The sequence below is a fragment of the Vagococcus zengguangii genome, from assembly GCF_005145005.1.
GTDB classification, from domain to species: domain Bacteria; phylum Bacillota; class Bacilli; order Lactobacillales; family Vagococcaceae; genus Vagococcus_A; species Vagococcus_A zengguangii.
On sequence record NZ_CP039712.1, the window covers coordinates 485,173 to 504,345 of the forward strand.

Genomic DNA, 19,173 nt, shown 5'->3' on the forward strand with positions numbered 1-19,173 from the left:
AGCTAAACGGCTGTTCCTGAGAATGGTTGGCCACATTCTGGACAGAATTTAGGCATTGAGCCGTTGATTGTCACGACTTCTTGACAAGCTCCACAACGCATTTGAATGCCAGCACCTGGTTCTGCAGGTTTAGCGCCACCACATTCAGAACAGAATTTACCTGTGTTGACTGCTCCGTCGTTAGGACATGTCCATTCGTTAGTGTTAGATTCTGTAGCGTTAGTTGAGGCATTATTTGCTGCTTGAGCAGCTGCCATTTCACGGTTTGTTTTAGAGGCTTCACCCATGAAACTACCACCCGCGTTCATGCCCATGCCCATACCCATGAAGGTAGTACCGGCACCCGCTGTGTTAGAACCTGCTGCTTCAATTCCGCTTGCAATAGAACCTTGAACGTAACCTTCACGAATGTTAGCATCGCCAAGCATCGCTCCTTTGTTACGCATGTTGATTAATTCTTTAGAGGTGTCATCATAAGAAATGCTAGCAACTGCTGCTGAAACAATTTCGATACCGCGTAGTGTTGTCCATTTGTCATCTAAGACATTGCCCATATGTTCGCTTAATTCAGTAGATTTAGAAATTAAATGACTCACTTGAGTGCCTTCTACCGACATTTGACCGATAGTTGTTTGTAAAGCGGTTAAGAATTCATCAGCATATTGTTCTGCTAAACCATCTGCTTCGATTTGTGGGCTTGATTTTGATGCAACGTTTCCATAGAACAAAATAGGGTCAGTGATTTTAATTGAGTAACTACCATGTGCACGAACAAATAATTCAGCATTATAGAAATTATCAAAATAGTTTAAGGCTGTTTTTGTCCCGAATTTAATATCAGTAATTTCTTGTAAGTTGATATAAACTACTTGTTGGTTTTGAGGTGAGACACCACCAAATTTGAAACGGCTAAATGATTCTTTAATCGCTTCTTTTAAATTACCGTTGAATAAAGAAGGAGCACTTTCATTTTTAACAGTATAATAACCTTCCTCAGCTGTGTAATCGATGATTTTTCCACCATCAATTAATAACATCATGGTATTAGGGTACACATGGATAACAGAGCCATCAGTAATGACACCATCAGAACGCTTGGTGTTAGAACCTTTACGATCTCTAACCATTAAAACGCCTTTTGTCATCAACGTACGATTGGTTAAATTATCCGGTTCGATGACCTCAAGCCATTGATCAGCTAGGCTACCAGAAATTGTTGAAACAGCTGCTTTAATTAATCCCATAAAATAAACACTCCATTCCTATTTTTATAACTACATTGTATCAACCTTGCAAGTTATTGGACAAATTAAAAGCATTGAAAACATCAATCTTTTGATAAATGGTAATGTTATTAAATAACCTGACAACATTAATGATAGTTTTTTAGGCAAAAATTTCGTATAATAGAAAGAGGTATGTTTTTATCTAATCAATTAAAGGAGAGAGGTCAAATTGGCATATCAAGCATTATACCGCGTTTGGCGTTCCCAACGTTTTGATGACATTGTGGGACAAAAAACGGTTACTCAAACATTAAAAAATGCACTATCGCAACATAAAACCTCTCATGCGTATCTGTTTACCGGACCACGAGGAACAGGTAAAACGAGTGCGGCAAAAATATTTGCCAAAGCGATTAACTGTCCGAATCAAGTGGACGGCGAGCCATGTAATGAATGCCATATTTGTAAAGCTATTACAGAAGGTCGTCTTAATGACGTTATTGAAATAGATGCGGCAAGTAATAACGGAGTGGATGAAATTCGTGAAATCCGTGAGAAAGTTAAATACGCGCCCACTCAAGTTTCTTACAAAGTTTATATTATTGATGAGGTCCATATGCTGTCGACAGGCGCATTTAATGCGTTATTAAAAACGTTGGAAGAACCACCTCAAAATGTATTATTTATTTTGGCTACAACCGAACCACATAAGATTCCGGCGACGATTATTTCTAGGACACAACGCTTTGATTTCAAACGAATTCAAACGGAAGATATCGTGGAACATTTAGGTTATATTTTAAATGATATGGACTATGCTTATGATGAGCAAAGTCTGTATATTATTGCACGCGCTGCTGAAGGTGGTATGCGTGATGCTTTGAGTTTGTTAGACCAGGCGTTATCGTTTAGTGATGAACGTTTAACCGAACAAGATGCCTTGCAAGTAACGGGGAGTTTAACTCATGAGATGATGGATCAATACTTAACTGATTGTGCTAATGGTGAAGTTGAAGCAGCGTTAGCAGGTGTACAGAAAATATTATCAGAAGGTAAGGAAGCCAATCGTTTTATTGAAGATGTCTTGTTGTATAGTCGTGATTTATTGATTTATAAACAAGCACCAGAATTTTTAAACTTACAACGTGGATATGTTTCGGAAGGATTTAAACAATTAGCGAGCGAGTTAACAAATGATAAAATTTACCGCTATATTGATTTGTTGAGCGAAACACAACAACAATTAAAAGTTAGTACCCACGCGACGGTTTATTTAGAAGTCGTAACGGTTAAGTTAGCAAAATTAAGAATCAACGTACCAAATGATGTGCCAGTAGCTAGTGGTCAAGTGGCGATTGCACCAGAACAATTGGTTCAGTTACAGCAACAATTGGAAGCATTACAACAAGAATTAGCCGAAGTTAAGCAAAATGGTGTGACACTAAGTAGCACAACCCCACAAGTCCAATCAGCTAAAACTAAACCAAGTCAGTTCAAATTACCAAAAGGTTTAGTTTATAATGTTTTGAAAGAAGCAACCCGTGAAAGTCTGCGAGAAACGCAAGACGTATGGGGCGATTTATTACAAATGTTGTCGACTCGTGAAAGAGGGATGATTCGTAATAGTCATCCGGTAGCGGCAAGTAATACTGAAGTGGTCGTAACGTTTGATAGTGATTTTGTTTGTCACATGTTGAACAATGATGACTCACTTCAACAAGCGATTCAAATGAACTTACAACGCTTAATTCAAAAGCCATTAAAAGCTGTCTTCATTCCAGAAGTCAGCTGGGCGATGTTACGTAATGACTACCTAAAAGAACATCCTTTCGAGAAGAAACAAGAAGCAACGATTAGTCCGGATGTACAAGTAGCAGAAATAGATCAACAGCAAGCGAGTCAAGAAGTGGTCGAAAAAGCCATTGAATTTTTTGGTGAAGAATTAGTTGAAATATCAGAAGAGTAAAATAATTATTATTATAGAAGAAAGTAGGAATTAAATTATGATGCGTGGAATGGGAAATATGCAAGGTATGATGAAACAAATGCAAAAAATGCAAAAAGAAATGGCAACAGCTCAAGAAGCTTTAGAAGCTAAAACATATACAGGAACAACAACTGGTGATTTAGTAACTGTGACATTTAACGGTAAAAAAGAAATGTTAAGCTTAGATATTAAACCAGAAGTCATCGATCCAGAAGATCCAGAAATGTTACAAGATTTAATCATCACAGCCGTGAATGACGCTATCAAAAAAGTAACAGTCGATTCAGAAGCAACAATGGGCAAATACACAAAAGGCCTACCAGGGTTCTAAAAAAAAGGTGCTTGAAAGAGTGCTTAGCTCTGAAAAATAAGATGAATTACGCAAAAAATTTGTTTTTTAATTTTTGGAGTAAGGGAACTTATTTTGGCAAGAGCTACTCTTGAAAGCCCGTATATAAATTGATTGAAGGCGCGTTTAGCTTCAAGTATATGCGCACGCTGACAGAAGTATTCAAATACTTTAATAATCTTTACCTAAAATTATACAAGGAAAGCGGCTGTGATAATTTGTCACAGCTCTTTTTAAAAGTTCAACAGATAGAAATGAGGAAGAACATGCATTATCCAACACCGATAGCTAAGTTGATTGAAAGCTATATGAAATTACCGGGCATTGGGGCAAAAACAGCGGCTCGTTTAGCCTTTTATACGATTGATATGAAAGAAGATGATGTAACAGAATTTGCGAAAGCGTTAATTAGTGTTAAACGCGATTTACACTATTGCGATGTTTGCGGCAATATTACCGAAAGTGCTGTTTGTTCAATTTGTCAGGATACATCTCGTGATAAGTCAGTTGTGTTAGTTGTTGAAGAGTCTAAAGATGTCATGTCGATGGAAAAAATGCGTGAATATCGTGGTCAATATCATGTTTTACATGGGGTATTATCACCGATGGATGGCACAGGTCCTGATGATATTAATATTACGAGTCTTATCCAACGTTTGCATAATGATGAAATAAATGAAGTCATTATTGCTACTAACGCAACAACTGAGGGTGAAGCGACTGCTATGTATTTATCACGCTTAATTAAGCCTGCCGGTATTAAAGTGACACGTTTAGCTCATGGTTTATCAGTCGGAAGCGACATTGAGTATGCCGATGAAGTGACCTTGCTTAAAGCCGTTGAAGGTCGTCGTGAAATGTAGGAATCAAATAGACAAGTGACGAGTTATCAAGTAAAATTAAAGTAGTAACATATTGGATAGGAGCGAGCAATTTGAGAGGTATTTTTATCACCATAGAAGGTCCAGATGGCGCAGGTAAGACAAGTGTTGTCAAACGATTGGAAACCTTATTAAAAAATGAATTGGGTGCTGATAAAGTTGTGTTAACTAGAGAACCTGGTGGCATTCCAATCGCCGAAGAAATTAGAAAAGTTATTTTAGACCCTAAAAATGTTGAAATGGATGAGCGCACAGAAGCATTGTTGTATGCCGCAGCTCGTCGCCAGCATTTAGTTGAACGAATCATTCCTGCGTTAAACGAAGGAAAAGTTATTTTGTGTGACCGTTTTGTGGATAGTTCGCTAGCTTATCAAGGAGCAGGACGTAAAATTGGAATGGAGCCTGTTTTGTCAATTAATGAATTTGCGACTGAAGGCCTTTTACCTGATTTAACTTTATATTTAGATGTTGATTCTGATACTGGTTTAGAACGTATCCGTCGTGGAAGAAGCGCTGATGAGTTAGATCGTTTAGACCAAGAAAGTGCCGTTTTCCATCAACGTGTCCAACATGGTTATATTAAACTAGCAGAAAATGACCCAGAGCGTATCGTAACGATTAATGCTCGTAAGGATTTGAATACGGTTGTTTCAGAAAGTCTTAAAGCAATTAAAGAACGCTTTTTCTAGAAGTAACCTCACAGAAAGGTGGAAAGATGATGAAAATAGTACTAGCGATTATACAAGATCAAGATACCCATCGTTTATCAAAAAAGTTTACAGAAAATAATGTTCGTGCGACTAAGTTATCGACAACTGGAAGTTTTTTAAAGTCAGGTAACACGACCTTTATTATCGGGATTGAAGACGAACGTGTGGACGAAGTGTTGGAAATTATCAAAGAAACGTGTGAGTCACGTGAACAATATATGCCTAACCCTACGACAAGTATTGATCCGACGATTGATACCTTTATTGGGGCAACGATTAAGGTGCCAATCGGTGGCGCAACGGTCTTTGTCTTGCCAGTCGATAGTTTTCATCAATTCTAATGATAGACATTCAAACAAAGCAACCTAATATATATCGTTTTTTTAAAAAAGTTCTTGAAAAAGAACAATTAGTTCATGCCTACTTATTTGAAGGAGGCACCGGCACTGGTAAATTGGAGACAGCTATTTGGTTAGCACAGTGCTATTTTTGTGAAGAAGCAACGCTAGCTTGTGGGCATTGTTCGGATTGCTTAAGAATAGAAGAAGGCAATCATCCTGACGTTCATTTAGTCGAGCCAGATGGTCAAAGCATTAAAATCGATCAAATAGCTCAAATTAAATCGTATTTTGGAAAAAGCGGGTTAGAACGTTCAAAACAGTTTTTAATGATTTCTCAAGCTGAAAAAATGACGATTCAAGCGGCGAATAGTTTGTTGAAGTTCATTGAAGAACCAAGTGGCTCATTAGAAATCGTATTTATTACCGAGAATAAAGAGCGTGTTATTTCAACCATTCAATCACGTTGTCAGGTGATTTTCTTTGAACCATTACCAAAAGCTGTTTTTCGACAATCCTTGATTGAAGAAGGTGTCAGTGAGTCTAAAGTCGACATCCTCGGCAATATGACCACTGATAAAAAAACAGTGCTTGCATTATCAGACGATGAGTGGTTCAATGAATTACAAGAGATGGTAGAAAAGTGGTTACATTATTTGATTAAACGGGACGCCTATAGTTTTGTCTATGTTCAGCAATATTTGGTCCGTCATTGTAAAGATAAACAGCAACAAGCGCAGTGTTATCAACTGTTAGTTGCCTATTTAACGTTACTAATTGAAGGACAAAAAACATCGCTATTTAAAGAATTAAGTAGGTGGTCAAAAGCTGAGTTAGCTAATTTGACTGCGGAAGTGTTACAAGCTGAACAGCATTGGCAAGCAAATGTTTCTTTTCAAGTAACGTTAGAGCAAATGGTATTACATGTCTTAAGAAAATGAGGTGAGCGCCATGGTAAAAGTTGTCGGAGTTCGATTTAGAGTAGCAGGACAAGTTTACTATTATTTAGGAGAACCTAACAAAACTTACTCATATAATGAGCGCGTCTTAGTTGAAGCGGATAAAAATCAGCAATTAGGCTATGTCGCGATTGCAGAGCGTGAATTATCAAAAGAAGAATTACCTGAAGGATTAAAAACAATCATTCGTAGTGCTACTGATAAAGATTTAGCACAAGAAGCACGAAATATAGAAGATGCTAAACAAGCGTTGGCTTTAGCTAAAGCTAAAATCAGAGAGCACGGCTTAGAAATGAAATTATCAAAAGTCGACTATTCGTTTGATCGTGCTAAATTAATGTTTCAATTCACATCAGATGGTCGCGTTGATTTTCGCGATTTAGTTCGTGATTTAGCATCTGAATTTAGAACACGCATTGAATTACGTCAAATTGGGATTCGTGATGAGGCAAAAATACTTGGTGGTATCGGTCCTTGTGGTCGTCCACTATGTTGTTCAACTTTTTTAGGTGATTTTATGCCTGTATCAATTAAAATGGCAAAAGATCAAAATTTATCGTTAAACCAAACGAAAATTTCAGGTCTGTGTGGCCGTTTAATGTGTTGTTTAAAATATGAGAACGATATGTATGAAGAGGCACGTCGTGAATTGCCTGATTATGGCTATGAAGTTGAAACACCAGAAGGTAAAGGTCGAGTAATTGGCTTGAATTTATTGGACAGGGTAGTAAAAGTAAAACTGTTTGGAAAAGAAATGCCGATTGATTATGATCATGAGGAAATAAAAGTTTTAGCAAAAGGAAGAGTTTAATGGACAAAAGAACCTTGCATGATGAATTTTCAAATATTGAAAATGATTTGAAACAAATGATTCTTCGTTTGAGTGAAATGAAGAGCACCGTTGAAAGTTTGACTGAAAAAAATGTCCATCTAGAAGTAGAAAACAAACATTTACGTTCACGCCTAATTGAATTAGAAAAAGAAACATCTGCGACAGCAACAGGTAAGAACGAGTTATCAAAATCACGTATGAACTTAGAAAAAATTTATGAAGATGGCTTCCATGTTTGTAATATTTACTACGGTTCAAGACGTGAGAATGATGAAGAATGTGCCTTTTGTTTGGACGTTATCTACGGCGAACGTAAGTAAGGAAGTTGGGAGACAGGTAGAAACTGATCCCAACTTTTTTACTTAATTAAAGTGGAACAAATAATATAGTTGTAAGGAGTAACGTCGTGAATAGACAAAAAAGTTATAAAGAATTAGATGGTAGAGGCTGTTTGTATTTAGTCCCAACCCCTATTGGTAATTTAGAAGACATTAGCTATCGCGCCCTTAAAATATTGAATGAAGTGGACTGGGTGGCAAGTGAAGATACACGTAATACACAAAAATTATTGAATCATTTTGAAATCAAAGTCAATCAAATTAGTTTTCATGAACATAATAGTCAACAACGTATTCCGGAATTAATTGCCTATTTACAAGCGGGTCAATCGATTGCTCAGGTTAGTGATGCTGGCATGCCTTCTATTAGTGACCCGGGTCATGATTTAGTCCAGGCGTGTATTGTTGAGAATATTCGCGTGGTGTCTTTACCAGGAGCAACTGCTGGCGTGACTGCCTTGATTGCATCAGGGTTACCCTCGGATCAATTTACTTTTGTCGGCTTTTTACCTCGTAAAAAAGGAGAACAAAAAGCGATTTTTGAAAAACTAATGGGGCGAGAAGAAACACAAATAATCTATGAATCACCCTATCGTGTTAAGTCAACATTAGAAAATATGCTCGATGTTTATCCAGAGACGCATCCGGTTGTTTTATGCCGTGAGTTGACAAAAATCCACGAAGAGTACTTACGTGGTAGCATTCGTGAATTGTTAGATTACTTGTCAGAGAACGATATTAAAGGAGAATGTTGTTTACTAATTGGTGGCGGAACTGAGCAACTGGCGCAAGAACAAGCTGAGCAACTAACTTTAACAATTAAAGAGCATGTCGATACTTTAATGACAGAACAGCAATTATCTTCTAAGGCTGCGATTAAAGAAGTGGCGAAAATTAGAGGGTTGAAAAAGCAAGAGGTTTATAAAGAATATCATGAGATATAAGGATACCATGATAGTTTTTAAATACAGATTCTATTATTAATTTTTCACTATTGAAAATATTTTTGACTAAAAAAAGAAAAATATTTAGTTAATATTTAATTATTTCTCATTATTTTTACTTTAAATTGTAAAATAGGGACATAATAGTTTGTATATATTGTTAATATCGTTGATTTTTTAAATTTAAATAATAAATAAAATTTTATTTTAAAAAGTTCAATTCAAAAATAATAATTTTTTGAATTGAACTTTATTTTTTTTTATAACTATTATAATTAAGGGTAAATAAGTGAAAAATCTATTGCATACTTTATTTTTTATTAAGAAAGGAGGCATGCACTAGAAAAAGTTAAAATAAACGATTTTTCACTTAGATACTAGTTGATAAGATAGTCTAGTTTATATAAATCACTATCAAGGGATCGATTAGTTTTTAGAAGAATTATCATCTAGTTTATAAGATGATAAAAAATAATGAAGGTAGGGGAAACTAATGAAAAAAGTAACACTATTTACAGTACTAGCAAGCTCTATGATTTTTGGAGGAGCCGTTCATGCGGAAGGATTACCTGGTTCGGAAATTAGTGAACAAGGTGAAATTACTAATCCTGCAGGGTTTGACTCACAAGGGAAAGTTATTATTAATGAATATACTCCAGATCCAACCGATCCAGAAACGACTAATCCGGTAGATCCATTGATTCCAGCGCCAACTGATCCAACTGATCCTGAAAATCCAGGGACTGGCGATAAACATCCATTAAGTATCGACCAAATCGCTAACTTTACATTTACAAAGGCAAAACAAGATGGACCTGTTGGTATTTATAATGATAGCAAAATATTCAGCTATAATGATGGTACTACTAATAATAAACAGCTAGTTTTACAGGATGGTTGGTACTTAAATGCTGAAAATAAATTGATGAAAAAAGTGAAAAAAACAGTTGAAGGAGAATCAGAACCTACTGAAATAGAAGTTTATATAGATGAGTCTGGACAAGAATTAGCGGATCAAACAGGTGCTAGTTCAACTGTTTATACAGATGCGAAGGCTTATGCTAAACGTATCCAAGTGTCTGACCGTCGTAAAGAAGGACAAACTTATGGTTGGAATTTAACTTTAAAAACATCTCCATTTGAAAATGCTGGTAAAGTTTTAGATTCTACAATTTTTAATATTCCTATGCAACAAGTAAGTGAAGAAACAGAATTTGGTAGTCCTATTAGCAGTGTTAATGCTAATCCACAAACTTTTATCGGAGATGCTACTGCGGGTACCACTCAAACAATCGCAAATGTAACCGGTGACAATACTTCTCGTGGTACATGGGTATTTTCTGTAGCTGATGCTACCATGGATGTAAAAGATCCTAATGCTAAAGGTACCTACACAAGTACTTTTAACTGGACTATTACGGAAGAAACTCCTTCTGAAACACTGTAGTATTTTTATTTATAGTTTAATAAAAGGATAGTAGTATCACCAATTTAAGTATTCTATAGTATGTTAAGTTATGAGGACATGATCCATGTTCAAGACTATATCTTTCATTAAGCATATAGTGACATAATTTTCCTCAATCGTCTTTTTACTTTATAGAATGACGATTGAGGTTTTTTGGTCTTTAGAATAGTTAAAAAATAAAGCGATACGTAAAGGAGGGAAAAAGAATTGCTGAAGAAATATCGCTACAAGTTATTCATAGTAATTATGACATTGCATTTGTTTATCATTAATCCAATTTCACAACAAGCTTCAACTTATGATCATACGGATGTTAGTGTTTCAATTAAAGCACCTTCTGCATCATCAGAAGAAAGTAATGATAACAAACTACCATTGCCTTCAGATGGACAAGCAACGATTTCTACCACAAATAATGAGAGATTTCCGCAAACAAATGAAATCACTAGTCAAAACATGTCTTTGTTTGGAGTCTTGATACTATTATGTTCAATCGTGATTTTATTGAGGGAAAAGGAGGTGTTTGATAATGAATAAGTCACTATTCAAAGTAATTGGGATAATTTTCTTGAGCTTTTTAATAGTAACGAGTCCCAAGTTATTAGCTACTGAGTTGTCCGGTGAAGGGTATGTTTCAACGGGAACCGTCATGATTCCACCAGGTAACTTATCTCTGAACTGCGTTGATAAATCTTTAAACTTTGGTGAAATTACTTTGTCTGATAAAACCCAAGTATTATCTAAAACAGGTCAACTAATTATTTCAGATTACACAACCCAGTTTGAAGGTTGGAATGTTCAGGTTAAAAAAGTGGATAATCATTGGGATGATTCACTCAAATTAGCCATTAATGATAAAAAAAACAAATTGAATAACGAATTTCAACCTGTTGCTAATCAATTACCTGGAGACTACGATGTTTATCAGTCACGAGAATTTTTAGCCTATTTAACGATTTCGCCGAAAGTAATACCAGATAATTATTCCACTAAAGTGATATGGAGCTTAGTACAAGGACCAGAAAGCTAGAATTAAATTTGTAAAAAAGGACGTGAATTTAAAGATGAGTAAAATGATAAAAAAAACAGTTATGCTGTTGGTTAGTTTAGTATGTCTGATAGCAACGAAACAAATGGTATTTGCCGAACAAGAGGCTGAAGGAATGCTTTCATATATTGTCGAACCAATCTTTTCAGAAACGCAAGTAAATCCGAATGTTAGTTATTTTGATTTATTATCGAGACCTGGTAACGTAGAGGAATTTAAAATGAAAATTAGTAACACAAGCAATCATCCAATCAAAGTCAACGTTACTCCATATACTGCTAGAACTGCTACTTCAGGAACAGTTGATTATATGGATGATAATCTACCACTCACTAAGAATCTACCAGTTGAATTTTCAACAATTGTCTCTAAAAAACAAACGGTCTCATTGAAAAAATTTGAAGAAAAAGTAATTACGTTTGAAATGACACTGCCTGAAAAAGAGTTTGATGGTTCAATTGTGGGGAGCTTTGTATTTCAAGAAGAAAAAAGTTCAGATGAAAAAGAAAAGGATACGAATAAAAAGGGAAATATTATAATAAAAAATGTTTTTTCTACTTATATTGCAGCAATTGTTAGAGAAACAGATGTCGTAACCAACCTTGAGTTTGAGCTAGGTAAAGTTGGAATTTCAAATAATAGTGGGAGTTTTTCGCTAACAAGTGAGATAAAAAATATGTCGCCTAAGTTATTTTCAGATTATTCATTAGAAGGTTCTGTTACTAATAAAAAAGGTGAAAAAGTTGCTGATATTAAAAATAAATCATTTGCCATGGCACCCAATTCAATTTTTAATTTCTCATCAGCGGTCGATCCGAATAAGTTCGTAACAGGCAATTACGAATTAAAAATGCGTATTTATAATAAAAATAAGACTGAACATTGGGATTTGTCTAAAAAATTTAGTGTTACTAGGAAAGAACGAGAAGCGATTATAGAGGAAACTTATGGTGAGGTTAAATCAGACATCAACTGGTTATTAATTATATTATTAGGATCTATCATCGTTATCTTAATAACTATTTTAATTTACTTAATAGTTAAAAGAAAAAACAATGATTAGTATGAATTACTCAGAACGGATGATGACAGTATGTCGAATAAATTAGTTCGCTTAGTGCTGGTTTTGTTAGGTATGATTCTCTTCTCTAATAAGAAAGAGGCTACAGATACCGACTTTTCAGTTAGGATATTACCTGCAGCCCACCAATTAGAAGAATATCATAAGTATTTTAATTTATTATTGGCACCGGGTGAAACAGATGCATTACCTATTGCTATTTCAAATGAGAGTCAACAAGCTAAAGTATTTACAATAACTATTTGTGACGCTTCAACTAATAGTCACGGCATTGTTGATTATTCCAAGGATATCCCTACATTTTACGATGACAAGCGTGTGAAAGTAACCGACCTTTTTGATAAAACAAAGATGCAGGTAACGGTTCCAGCATGGAGTGAACATCAACTTGAAATTCCTATTAAAATGGTATCTCAAAATTTTGATGGCGTTATCTTGGGTGGGGTAACGATTAGCGAAAAGAAGGAATCAGAAGAGATGGTCGCAAATTTATATGCGTATACTTTTGCTATTCAAATCCGTCAAAATTCTCATGAAGTCATACCAAAGATTCACTATCAAAAAATAGAAGTGGAGCGCTTTGGTTCCGATTATGCGATTGCCATGACACTAAATAACCCAACACAAACTTTAGTCGCACATTTAAAAGGAGAGTTTAAACTGTCTGATATTCAGTCAAAAAAAGTTATATATAAAGAAACTCGAGATAATCTTAGTATAGCTCCAAACAATCGTTTTAAATTGCCAATTTATTTGGATGAGAATCTAAAGAAAGGGCATTACCGTTACGAAATTATTCTTAAAAATACAGAGGATGAGTGGCGTTTTGTAGATGATATTCTAATTACTTCCAAAGAGGAAAATCAGCTTCACGAATTGGAAGAAAGAAAGAAAATTAATGATAAATTGGTATTTTATATATTATTAACCGTCGTTTTTATCTTATTTTTAATCATAATGAAGGAATTACGAGGTAGGAGTAAAATGAAAAATAATTAAGTCGTTGAAAAAAGGGTGAAATAAATGAAATATAAACATTTAATTGGTTGCTTTATTTTGTTTCTAGTAGTTTTCTTTAATTCCATGATGACGTATGGAGAGGAAATAGAAGGGGGAATGCCCTATGATGTGCGAATCAATGTACCACAAAGTCAGAAAGAAAAAAATTTAGGTTATTTTGATGTCATTGTTCCACCAGATAAAGAACAAGAGTTATCTATTAAGGTTAGAAATATTAGCCCCCAAAAAATAACACTTATATTAACACCATATACAGCCACTACTAATGAAAATGGTGATATTGATTATGTAGGCAATCGCCATCAATTAAGTGATAGTATTCCTACAAAATTCAGTGATATTATTTCAAAAAAACAAACAGTTACACTGGAAAAAGATGAACAAAAAGATGTAGTTTTTACACTCAAAACACCAACTGAAAAATTTGATGGTGTGTTATTAGGTTGTATAGATATTCACCAAGAACTAAAAGAACAGCTTGCCGGAGAGAAAGCAGTAAATCAGCAAGTAGGGATTCAAGTAAAAAATATCTTATCACAAACTATAGGTGTTGTCGTAAGAAATAGTAGAGAAGATGTCAAAGAAGATTTTGGGTTACTTGATGCGACATTGGTCAAAAATGATGAAAATCAAACGTTATCTTTTTCTATAGAAAATAAAGTGAGTAAAATCCTTAAAGGTTACTCATACGAAGCAAAGCTTTATGATGAAAAAGAGCAACTTATTTTTACGATGAATAAAGAAGAATTCGACATGGCACCGAACAGTCTCTATAGAAATTTAGAAAAAATAACTAGTCAGCAACTTAATGAAGAAAGCTATACATTGAAGCTTAAAATTTATAATAAGAAAAAAAGTCAACAGTGGGAATTGTCAAAAGACATCAAAGTCAAAAAAAATCAAGATGATCGAAATCTTAGTGTTAAAATATCTAAATTGATGCCTAATAATGACAAAAATTCGCTTATTTTAATGGCAGCAAGTGGTTTTGCTATTGTATTGCTTATTGCAATAAGTACCGTATTAAGAAAAAAACATTAAATAATGATGTATGTTGTTTAGGCACTTGATGAAAGGAGTGTATGGTAATGAAAAAAAAATTTGTTAAACCTATCATTCAGGGCATTGCTATTTCATTAGTGGGTTTGTGTTTTAATCCCTTAACTAATAATGCAGCAGAAGAAAAAGCTATTGAAAAAGTCGATATTGATTCGGTTTTTGATATACCAACGATATCAGGTAAAACAAATGCAGCGTTTGTAGAAAATAATGAAGCGGTATTAACGAATAGTGGAAACTATCAAGTGGGAGCACTGTGGTGTAAACCGGGTTATGAAATTGATCTAAGTAAAGATTTTCATATGATCGCACACATTAGTCAAGAATCTATAGATAAGACGGATGCAACTGCTGCAGATGGAATGGTATTTGTTATACAAGGGGTAGAAGATGGTAAGAATCCTGTTTGGTTCACATATCCTGGAGGGTCATTAGGCGCATTGAGAGGAAGCAAAATGGATACCAACCTAGCTGGAAGTTCTAAAGAACCTGGGATTCCAAATTCGATTGGCATTGAATTTGATAATTATTTTAATCATCCTAATAATTCAGGAGTTACATACAATAATGATAACTATATGGATAAAAAGCTAGGGAAAAGTAGTAACACTAAATTACCCCATTCAGCAGTTGTATATCCAAATGGAGGGGTTGACGCAGGGCTAAGTAAACCCAATGTACCAACCTATGAAGCCTATTGGGATGGAGGATTAATTGTAGGGAAATGGCAATTGGCTGTTAACCATTATAATACGCAATTTTATTATAATAATGAATTATCAAATGGTCGTTACAATCGTTTTGAAGTTATATACAGTGGTGGAAATTTATCATATAAAATCAATGATTTACCGATGCAAACGGTAGATAAAAATATGTTTATGTATCATGTTGCAAATACATCAAATAGTAGAGCCTACTGGGGCTTTACGGCTTCTACAGGACCTAGTAATGATAAATTAACTTCTACTCAAAAAGTTTGGTTTGAACAAGTTCCTAATTTAGTAAATGCTGATACTACCGTTACGCTCCTAGATGAAGTCGGTAAACCAATTTCAGAAGGTCAAACAATTCAAGGAGGAGAAGAGGTTACAGTCAAAGCTAAAGCAAACTGGATAGGTGGAAATCAAAATTGGCAGAATTTAGTGATATCGACCGAGTTGCCTGATTCTTTAGAATTAGTGGCGGATACTACAACACTAGATGGAGAAAAATTGGACGATTCAAAAGTTTGGTCTAGAGGTAATTTTACTTCGCCCACGATAGCAAAACTAGGGTCTAATGATGGCAATACGCAAACAGATAGTGAAGTTGTCTTTAAAGTTAAGGCTAAAAATGATAAGAAATACGAAGACCAATTCTTTACTTTTAATTTTCAAGGAGATAATGCCTTATATAATGACATCAAAAGCACCTCTTTTATTGTAGATATTGCTGATTTATGGATAAATATCGTGACACCAAAAGAGGGTGATGTTATGTATTACACTCCTTATACTGAAGAACAAGAGCCAATTAATGTTCACGTAAATTGGGGAGAAGAATCAGGTAATGGTGGAAAGCAAACATTAAAAATCAAACAGGAAGGACAAGCGGATATCATAGTTGAAGAAGCCGATATTAGTGGAACAACGGGTGATTGGAATGTAGATATTGCAAAATACATCTATAGTAATGACGACCGAACGACTGAAATACCTTTTGGCTCTTTTAGTTTAGAAGCAATTTTAGCCCCTCAATCGGGAAATAGTACTAGTTCAATTGTTAATCTATCTAAGAAAAGTCCCCCGTTCATTGTTAACATGGACACGTTAGAGGGTAAAATTTTTAATCGTGGTCAAACGGTAAATATATCGGGTCAATTAATCGATATGGATAGCAATCAACTAACGTATCATTTACTTTTAGATGACGTTGAAGTCTTTAAATTAGAGAGTCAAGAGATTGAGATGGGACAAAATACATCAATTGCTTTTAATTACACAATACCCGAGGATTATACCCGAGGAAATTACCATGCAACTTTTTATGCAGAAGATAACGAAGGGCATCGTTCAAAAGTGGCTGATTTAGGAACGTTTACAATAGATGGTATTTTTAATTTAAATGTTCCAAGTACGTTTGAGTACGGTAAGGTTGAAATCGGTAATAAAAACTATTTAGTAAATATCGGTGACGTAGAAGTAATAGACTCTCGCATCACAAAAGCTAAATGGAATTTGAATGTACAATTAGAAAAAAATTTTTCCAAAACGTTAGCTGAGGGCAAAGAACAAATAACGCCAGATAATTTCTTTAGTTATCATATGGGAAGTACGGTTAAATTAATTAACAGTAGCACTTCTCAATCGGTACTTGAAAATCAATTAGTAGGTGAAGAAGAGTTAGGGATAATTTTACCACAAAATAATCAAGATGGTTTTTATATAAAGAGTAATACTGAACTAACTAAAGGAACGTATGAAGCAGTGTTACATTGGTCATTAGATACTGTTCCTTAAATATGCAAAGATAAAAGAAAATCTAAACAAAATATTTTTGTTTAGATTTTTTTGATAATTTTTTAAAAATTATTGTTATTAAAAATATAATAAATGGTTGTTTAATATATTTGTGTTAGAATTTAGTTTAGTTAAATATTTATATAAAAATAATATCTCATATTAATAAAATGAATATAAAAAGGTTAAGGTGAAACGAATGATTGACAAATTGTTAAGTAAAAGAGATCAGGAAAAGTATTTAATAATTAAGTTTATACAACAAAAAGGATACAATTATATAACGGAGGAAGAAGTTGCTGAGACTACAGGGTTAAGTTTAAAAAAAATACGTAATTTGACAGAACAAATTAAGGAAGATAGCAAGGCGATATATGGTGAAACGAACGAGTTGCATAAAGCCCTCCAAATAAAGAATCGAACATATCATAAGTCTTTGGAATACAATCCGTATAATTATTTTAAGTTTTATTTGTCTAATACCTTAGCATGTCAATGGTTAATTAAGATGTATTTAGAGGAAGATATTATATTGGAATCTGATGCTAAAGGAAACAGAATGACTTTATCAACCATTTACAGGAAGTGGCACACGTTTCAAGAGACTATGTTATCTTTCAATTTGAAGATTGTCAAAACTAAACAACATCTTTATCGTTTAGATGGTGATGAAACCACAATTCGTTATATATATTACTATATTTTTATGTTATTAGATTACCCTGTTTCTATTAGTTCAGAATGTGAAAAATTGATTTTCGAGCCATTCTACAAAGCACCCTTATCTAGTAGAGAAGGAGAGCTTGCGTCGGTTAAAATAATGCTATTAATTACATTAAATCGAGCAAAAAACTATCCGATTAATCCAGATAATCGTCATGATTTTTCGATTATTCAGTTGATTCATAGTAAGGATCAATTTATTGAGATGTTTAATACTACTTCTATCAAGGAACAAATACCTGAGAGTGACTTGAATCAAGAATTAGATTTTTTATATTTCTTCTTGAATGTGGAAAATACTTATAGCTATGTTACTTTTGATAGTGAAACCATAGGCATCTTTCCTTTTGCTGAGAATAAATATATTCAAATTACGAATGATATATATGTATATATATATGAAAAATTTGATATTCAACTAAATACAAATCAACTCTTTTCTTTTTATTTAAATTGTTATTTTGCCATTAGAAAAAGAGAAGTGTTTAATAGTATCGTAGATTTTAAATTGAGTGAGGCAATTTCAAGGGATTATGAGCTATTTAAGAAACAAATAGGTGACTATCAATTTGAAAAACATCTTTCTTTAAAGCAACTTTATATCATCATACAGCCATTTCTGTTTCAGACTAAAAAGCAAATAAAAATATTGGTAATTAATCGTAATGGTGAAGCAGTTATAGAAACAATCGAACAAATGATTAAGAAATCAGCAGATTTTGAACCTCTTTTTGTTAAGAGAATATCTCAAAAACCAGATGTGATTGTTACTGATGGACAAACGTTTGGTGCAAAAGATATTCCAACAGTTTGTTTGTCTCAAATACCTAATAAAGTCGAAATTTTTGAATTTATTCAAACAATAGAAAACTTATTATAAAGATAGCTATTCTTATAGATAAAAAGCCCTCTACAATTCAATGATAAATAATTCACCAATTGTAGGGGGCTAAAAAGTTTATTACAATACTTTAATATGTTTTGTCTAAGTAATGCTAGTTATTAAAATGTTTTAAATATCTCGTCACTACCTGTACCATTTAACAATACTCGGTCTTTATAGAAAGTTGGAACTGAGTGAATACCACGTTTTCCAGCTAAATGAATATCTGCTAAGACAGCTTGTTTGTATTGCTCAAAGTTTTGATGGAATAACTCAAGATCTAAACCTAAGTCAGTTAAAACACTTTCGATATAGTTGATGTCAAAATAATCTTTGCCATGTTCCCAGTGTCCTGCCATCACCGCGCGGAAATACTCAGCTTGTTTGCCTTGTTCAATCGCAAATTGGAAGCCAATATGAGCATTAATGGAATTAGTTGAAATAATATGTTCCACGTCATAATGTAAGCCTAATTCATTGGCAGCACGACCAATTCCGTCGTTGAAGAACGCAATATATTCTTCTTTGGAATTGAAATTTGAACTTTTTAGACGGTTTTCAACATAGTTTGGATGAGTATTGGCATCGTTTGGTTGTAGTTGGAAACTTCTAAAACGGAAGTTATCAAGTGGTTGGTTATTTTTTTCTAAAAACTGTAAGTATTTTTCCCCACCAAGGTATGAAAAAGGGCAGGCAAAGTCGATATGAATCTCTAAGTTACTCATCAAAAAACCTCCATATAATTAGTATAAGATAACTATAAAATAGATAGGTTATTTAAGCAAGTGGTATGCTTACTTAATGTAAGTTTTTGTTCATATAGTTT

Annotated in this window: 19 protein-coding genes; 17 read left to right on the forward strand and 2 right to left on the reverse strand. The window is 34.0% G+C overall.

Features of this window, described 5'->3' with window-relative positions; genetic code table 11:
• Positions 1-2 precede the first annotated feature (2 nt).
• Entirely contained in the window at positions 3-1,244 is a 1,242-nt protein-coding gene (locus FA707_RS02325; RefSeq protein WP_136952715.1) for an SPFH domain-containing protein, read from the reverse strand.
• A gap of 211 nt (positions 1,245-1,455) precedes the next feature.
• Between FA707_RS02325 and dnaX the strand changes: the two genes are divergently transcribed.
• From dnaX to FA707_RS02410, 17 genes are all read left to right on the forward strand, one after another.
• Entirely contained in the window at positions 1,456-3,192 is a 1,737-nt protein-coding gene (gene dnaX / locus FA707_RS02330) for a DNA polymerase III subunit gamma/tau (protein WP_136952716.1), read from the forward strand.
• Between the two features lie 37 nt (positions 3,193-3,229).
• Complete coding sequence (locus FA707_RS02335; RefSeq protein ID WP_171028923.1) at positions 3,230-3,544, forward strand: YbaB/EbfC family nucleoid-associated protein; 315 nt, start codon at positions 3,230-3,232, stop codon at positions 3,542-3,544.
• Between the two features lie 284 nt (positions 3,545-3,828).
• On the forward strand, positions 3,829-4,425 hold the full coding sequence (gene recR / locus FA707_RS02340) for a recombination mediator RecR (RefSeq protein WP_136952717.1): 597 nt from the start codon (positions 3,829-3,831) through the stop codon (positions 4,423-4,425).
• 71 nt (positions 4,426-4,496) lie between these two features.
• Positions 4,497-5,132 carry a dTMP kinase gene (tmk, locus tag FA707_RS02345; RefSeq protein WP_136952718.1) on the forward strand — a complete coding sequence of 212 codons (636 nt, stop codon included), beginning with the start codon at positions 4,497-4,499 and terminating at the stop codon, positions 5,130-5,132.
• 29 nt (positions 5,133-5,161) lie between these two features.
• On the forward strand, positions 5,162-5,494 hold the full coding sequence (gene darA, locus FA707_RS02350) for a cyclic di-AMP receptor DarA (protein WP_136954158.1): 333 nt from the start codon (positions 5,162-5,164) through the stop codon (positions 5,492-5,494).
• Positions 5,494-6,432, forward strand: coding sequence for a DNA polymerase III subunit delta' (gene holB / locus FA707_RS02355; protein WP_136952719.1), 939 nt, complete (start codon positions 5,494-5,496; stop codon positions 6,430-6,432). Before darA ends, holB begins: the two co-directional genes overlap by 1 nt.
• 10 nt (positions 6,433-6,442) lie before the next feature.
• Positions 6,443-7,261 (forward strand): PSP1 domain-containing protein, encoded by an 819-nt coding sequence (locus FA707_RS02360; protein ID WP_136952720.1) that lies wholly within the window; start codon positions 6,443-6,445, stop codon positions 7,259-7,261.
• On the forward strand, positions 7,261-7,602 hold the full coding sequence (locus tag FA707_RS02365) for a DNA replication initiation control protein YabA (protein WP_136952721.1): 342 nt from the start codon (positions 7,261-7,263) through the stop codon (positions 7,600-7,602). The genes FA707_RS02360 and FA707_RS02365 overlap by 1 nt, the downstream gene beginning before the upstream one ends.
• 86 nt (positions 7,603-7,688) lie before the next feature.
• The gene (gene rsmI, locus FA707_RS02370) at positions 7,689-8,564 is read left to right on the forward strand and encodes a 16S rRNA (cytidine(1402)-2'-O)-methyltransferase (protein ID WP_136952722.1); all 876 of its coding nucleotides are present in this window, start codon (positions 7,689-7,691) and stop codon (positions 8,562-8,564) included.
• 493 nt (positions 8,565-9,057) lie between these two features.
• Positions 9,058-10,011, forward strand: coding sequence for a WxL domain-containing protein (locus tag FA707_RS02375; protein WP_136952723.1), 954 nt, complete (start codon positions 9,058-9,060; stop codon positions 10,009-10,011).
• A 228-nt stretch (positions 10,012-10,239) separates the two neighbouring features.
• Entirely contained in the window at positions 10,240-10,569 is a 330-nt protein-coding gene (locus tag FA707_RS02380) for an EF2685/EF0750 family sortase-dependent surface protein (RefSeq protein WP_136952724.1), read from the forward strand.
• The gene (locus tag FA707_RS02385) at positions 10,562-11,062 is read left to right on the forward strand and encodes a hypothetical protein (protein ID WP_136952725.1); all 501 of its coding nucleotides are present in this window, start codon (positions 10,562-10,564) and stop codon (positions 11,060-11,062) included. The genes FA707_RS02380 and FA707_RS02385 overlap by 8 nt, the downstream gene beginning before the upstream one ends.
• 34 nt (positions 11,063-11,096) lie before the next feature.
• Positions 11,097-12,143 carry a DUF916 domain-containing protein gene (locus FA707_RS02390; protein ID WP_136952726.1) on the forward strand — a complete coding sequence of 349 codons (1,047 nt, stop codon included), beginning with the start codon at positions 11,097-11,099 and terminating at the stop codon, positions 12,141-12,143.
• Positions 12,144-12,173: 30 nt separating this feature from the next.
• Entirely contained in the window at positions 12,174-13,160 is a 987-nt protein-coding gene (locus tag FA707_RS02395) for a DUF916 domain-containing protein (RefSeq protein WP_136952727.1), read from the forward strand.
• Between the two features lie 24 nt (positions 13,161-13,184).
• Positions 13,185-14,222, forward strand: a complete 1,038-nt coding sequence (locus tag FA707_RS02400; RefSeq protein ID WP_136952728.1) for a DUF916 domain-containing protein — start codon at positions 13,185-13,187, stop codon at positions 14,220-14,222.
• A 47-nt stretch (positions 14,223-14,269) separates the two neighbouring features.
• Positions 14,270-16,741 (forward strand): L-type lectin family protein, encoded by a 2,472-nt coding sequence (locus FA707_RS02405; RefSeq protein WP_136952729.1) that lies wholly within the window; start codon positions 14,270-14,272, stop codon positions 16,739-16,741.
• 199 nt (positions 16,742-16,940) lie between these two features.
• Entirely contained in the window at positions 16,941-18,344 is a 1,404-nt protein-coding gene (locus FA707_RS02410; protein ID WP_136952730.1) for a helix-turn-helix domain-containing protein, read from the forward strand.
• Between the two features lie 122 nt (positions 18,345-18,466).
• Here FA707_RS02410 and FA707_RS02415 read toward each other — a convergent pair whose 3' ends face one another.
• Entirely contained in the window at positions 18,467-19,072 is a 606-nt protein-coding gene (locus FA707_RS02415) for a DsbA family oxidoreductase (RefSeq protein ID WP_136952731.1), read from the reverse strand.
• Positions 19,073-19,173: the final 101 nt, after the last annotated feature.

What these genes read in the sequence shown, in the direction of transcription:
- FA707_RS02325 (WP_136952715.1), bottom strand. Translation starts at nt 1,244, where the DNA reads ATGGGATTAATTAAAGCAGCTGTTTCAACAATTTCTGGTAGCCTAGCT.
- FA707_RS02335 (WP_171028923.1), top strand. Translation starts at nt 3,230, where the DNA reads ATGATGCGTGGAATGGGAAATATGCAAGGTATGATGAAACAAATGCAA.
- recR (WP_136952717.1), top strand. Translation starts at nt 3,829, where the DNA reads ATGCATTATCCAACACCGATAGCTAAGTTGATTGAAAGCTATATGAAA.
- darA (WP_136954158.1), top strand. Translation starts at nt 5,162, where the DNA reads ATGAAAATAGTACTAGCGATTATACAAGATCAAGATACCCATCGTTTA.
- holB (WP_136952719.1), top strand. Translation starts at nt 5,494, where the DNA reads ATGATAGACATTCAAACAAAGCAACCTAATATATATCGTTTTTTTAAA.
- FA707_RS02360 (WP_136952720.1), top strand. Translation starts at nt 6,443, where the DNA reads ATGGTAAAAGTTGTCGGAGTTCGATTTAGAGTAGCAGGACAAGTTTAC.
- FA707_RS02365 (WP_136952721.1), top strand. Translation starts at nt 7,261, where the DNA reads ATGGACAAAAGAACCTTGCATGATGAATTTTCAAATATTGAAAATGAT.
- FA707_RS02375 (WP_136952723.1), top strand. Translation starts at nt 9,058, where the DNA reads ATGAAAAAAGTAACACTATTTACAGTACTAGCAAGCTCTATGATTTTT.
- FA707_RS02385 (WP_136952725.1), top strand. Translation starts at nt 10,562, where the DNA reads ATGAATAAGTCACTATTCAAAGTAATTGGGATAATTTTCTTGAGCTTT.
- FA707_RS02390 (WP_136952726.1), top strand. Translation starts at nt 11,097, where the DNA reads ATGAGTAAAATGATAAAAAAAACAGTTATGCTGTTGGTTAGTTTAGTA.
- FA707_RS02395 (WP_136952727.1), top strand. Translation starts at nt 12,174, where the DNA reads ATGTCGAATAAATTAGTTCGCTTAGTGCTGGTTTTGTTAGGTATGATT.
- FA707_RS02400 (WP_136952728.1), top strand. Translation starts at nt 13,185, where the DNA reads ATGAAATATAAACATTTAATTGGTTGCTTTATTTTGTTTCTAGTAGTT.
- FA707_RS02405 (WP_136952729.1), top strand. Translation starts at nt 14,270, where the DNA reads ATGAAAAAAAAATTTGTTAAACCTATCATTCAGGGCATTGCTATTTCA.
- FA707_RS02410 (WP_136952730.1), top strand. Translation starts at nt 16,941, where the DNA reads ATGATTGACAAATTGTTAAGTAAAAGAGATCAGGAAAAGTATTTAATA.
- FA707_RS02415 (WP_136952731.1), bottom strand. Translation starts at nt 19,072, where the DNA reads ATGAGTAACTTAGAGATTCATATCGACTTTGCCTGCCCTTTTTCATAC.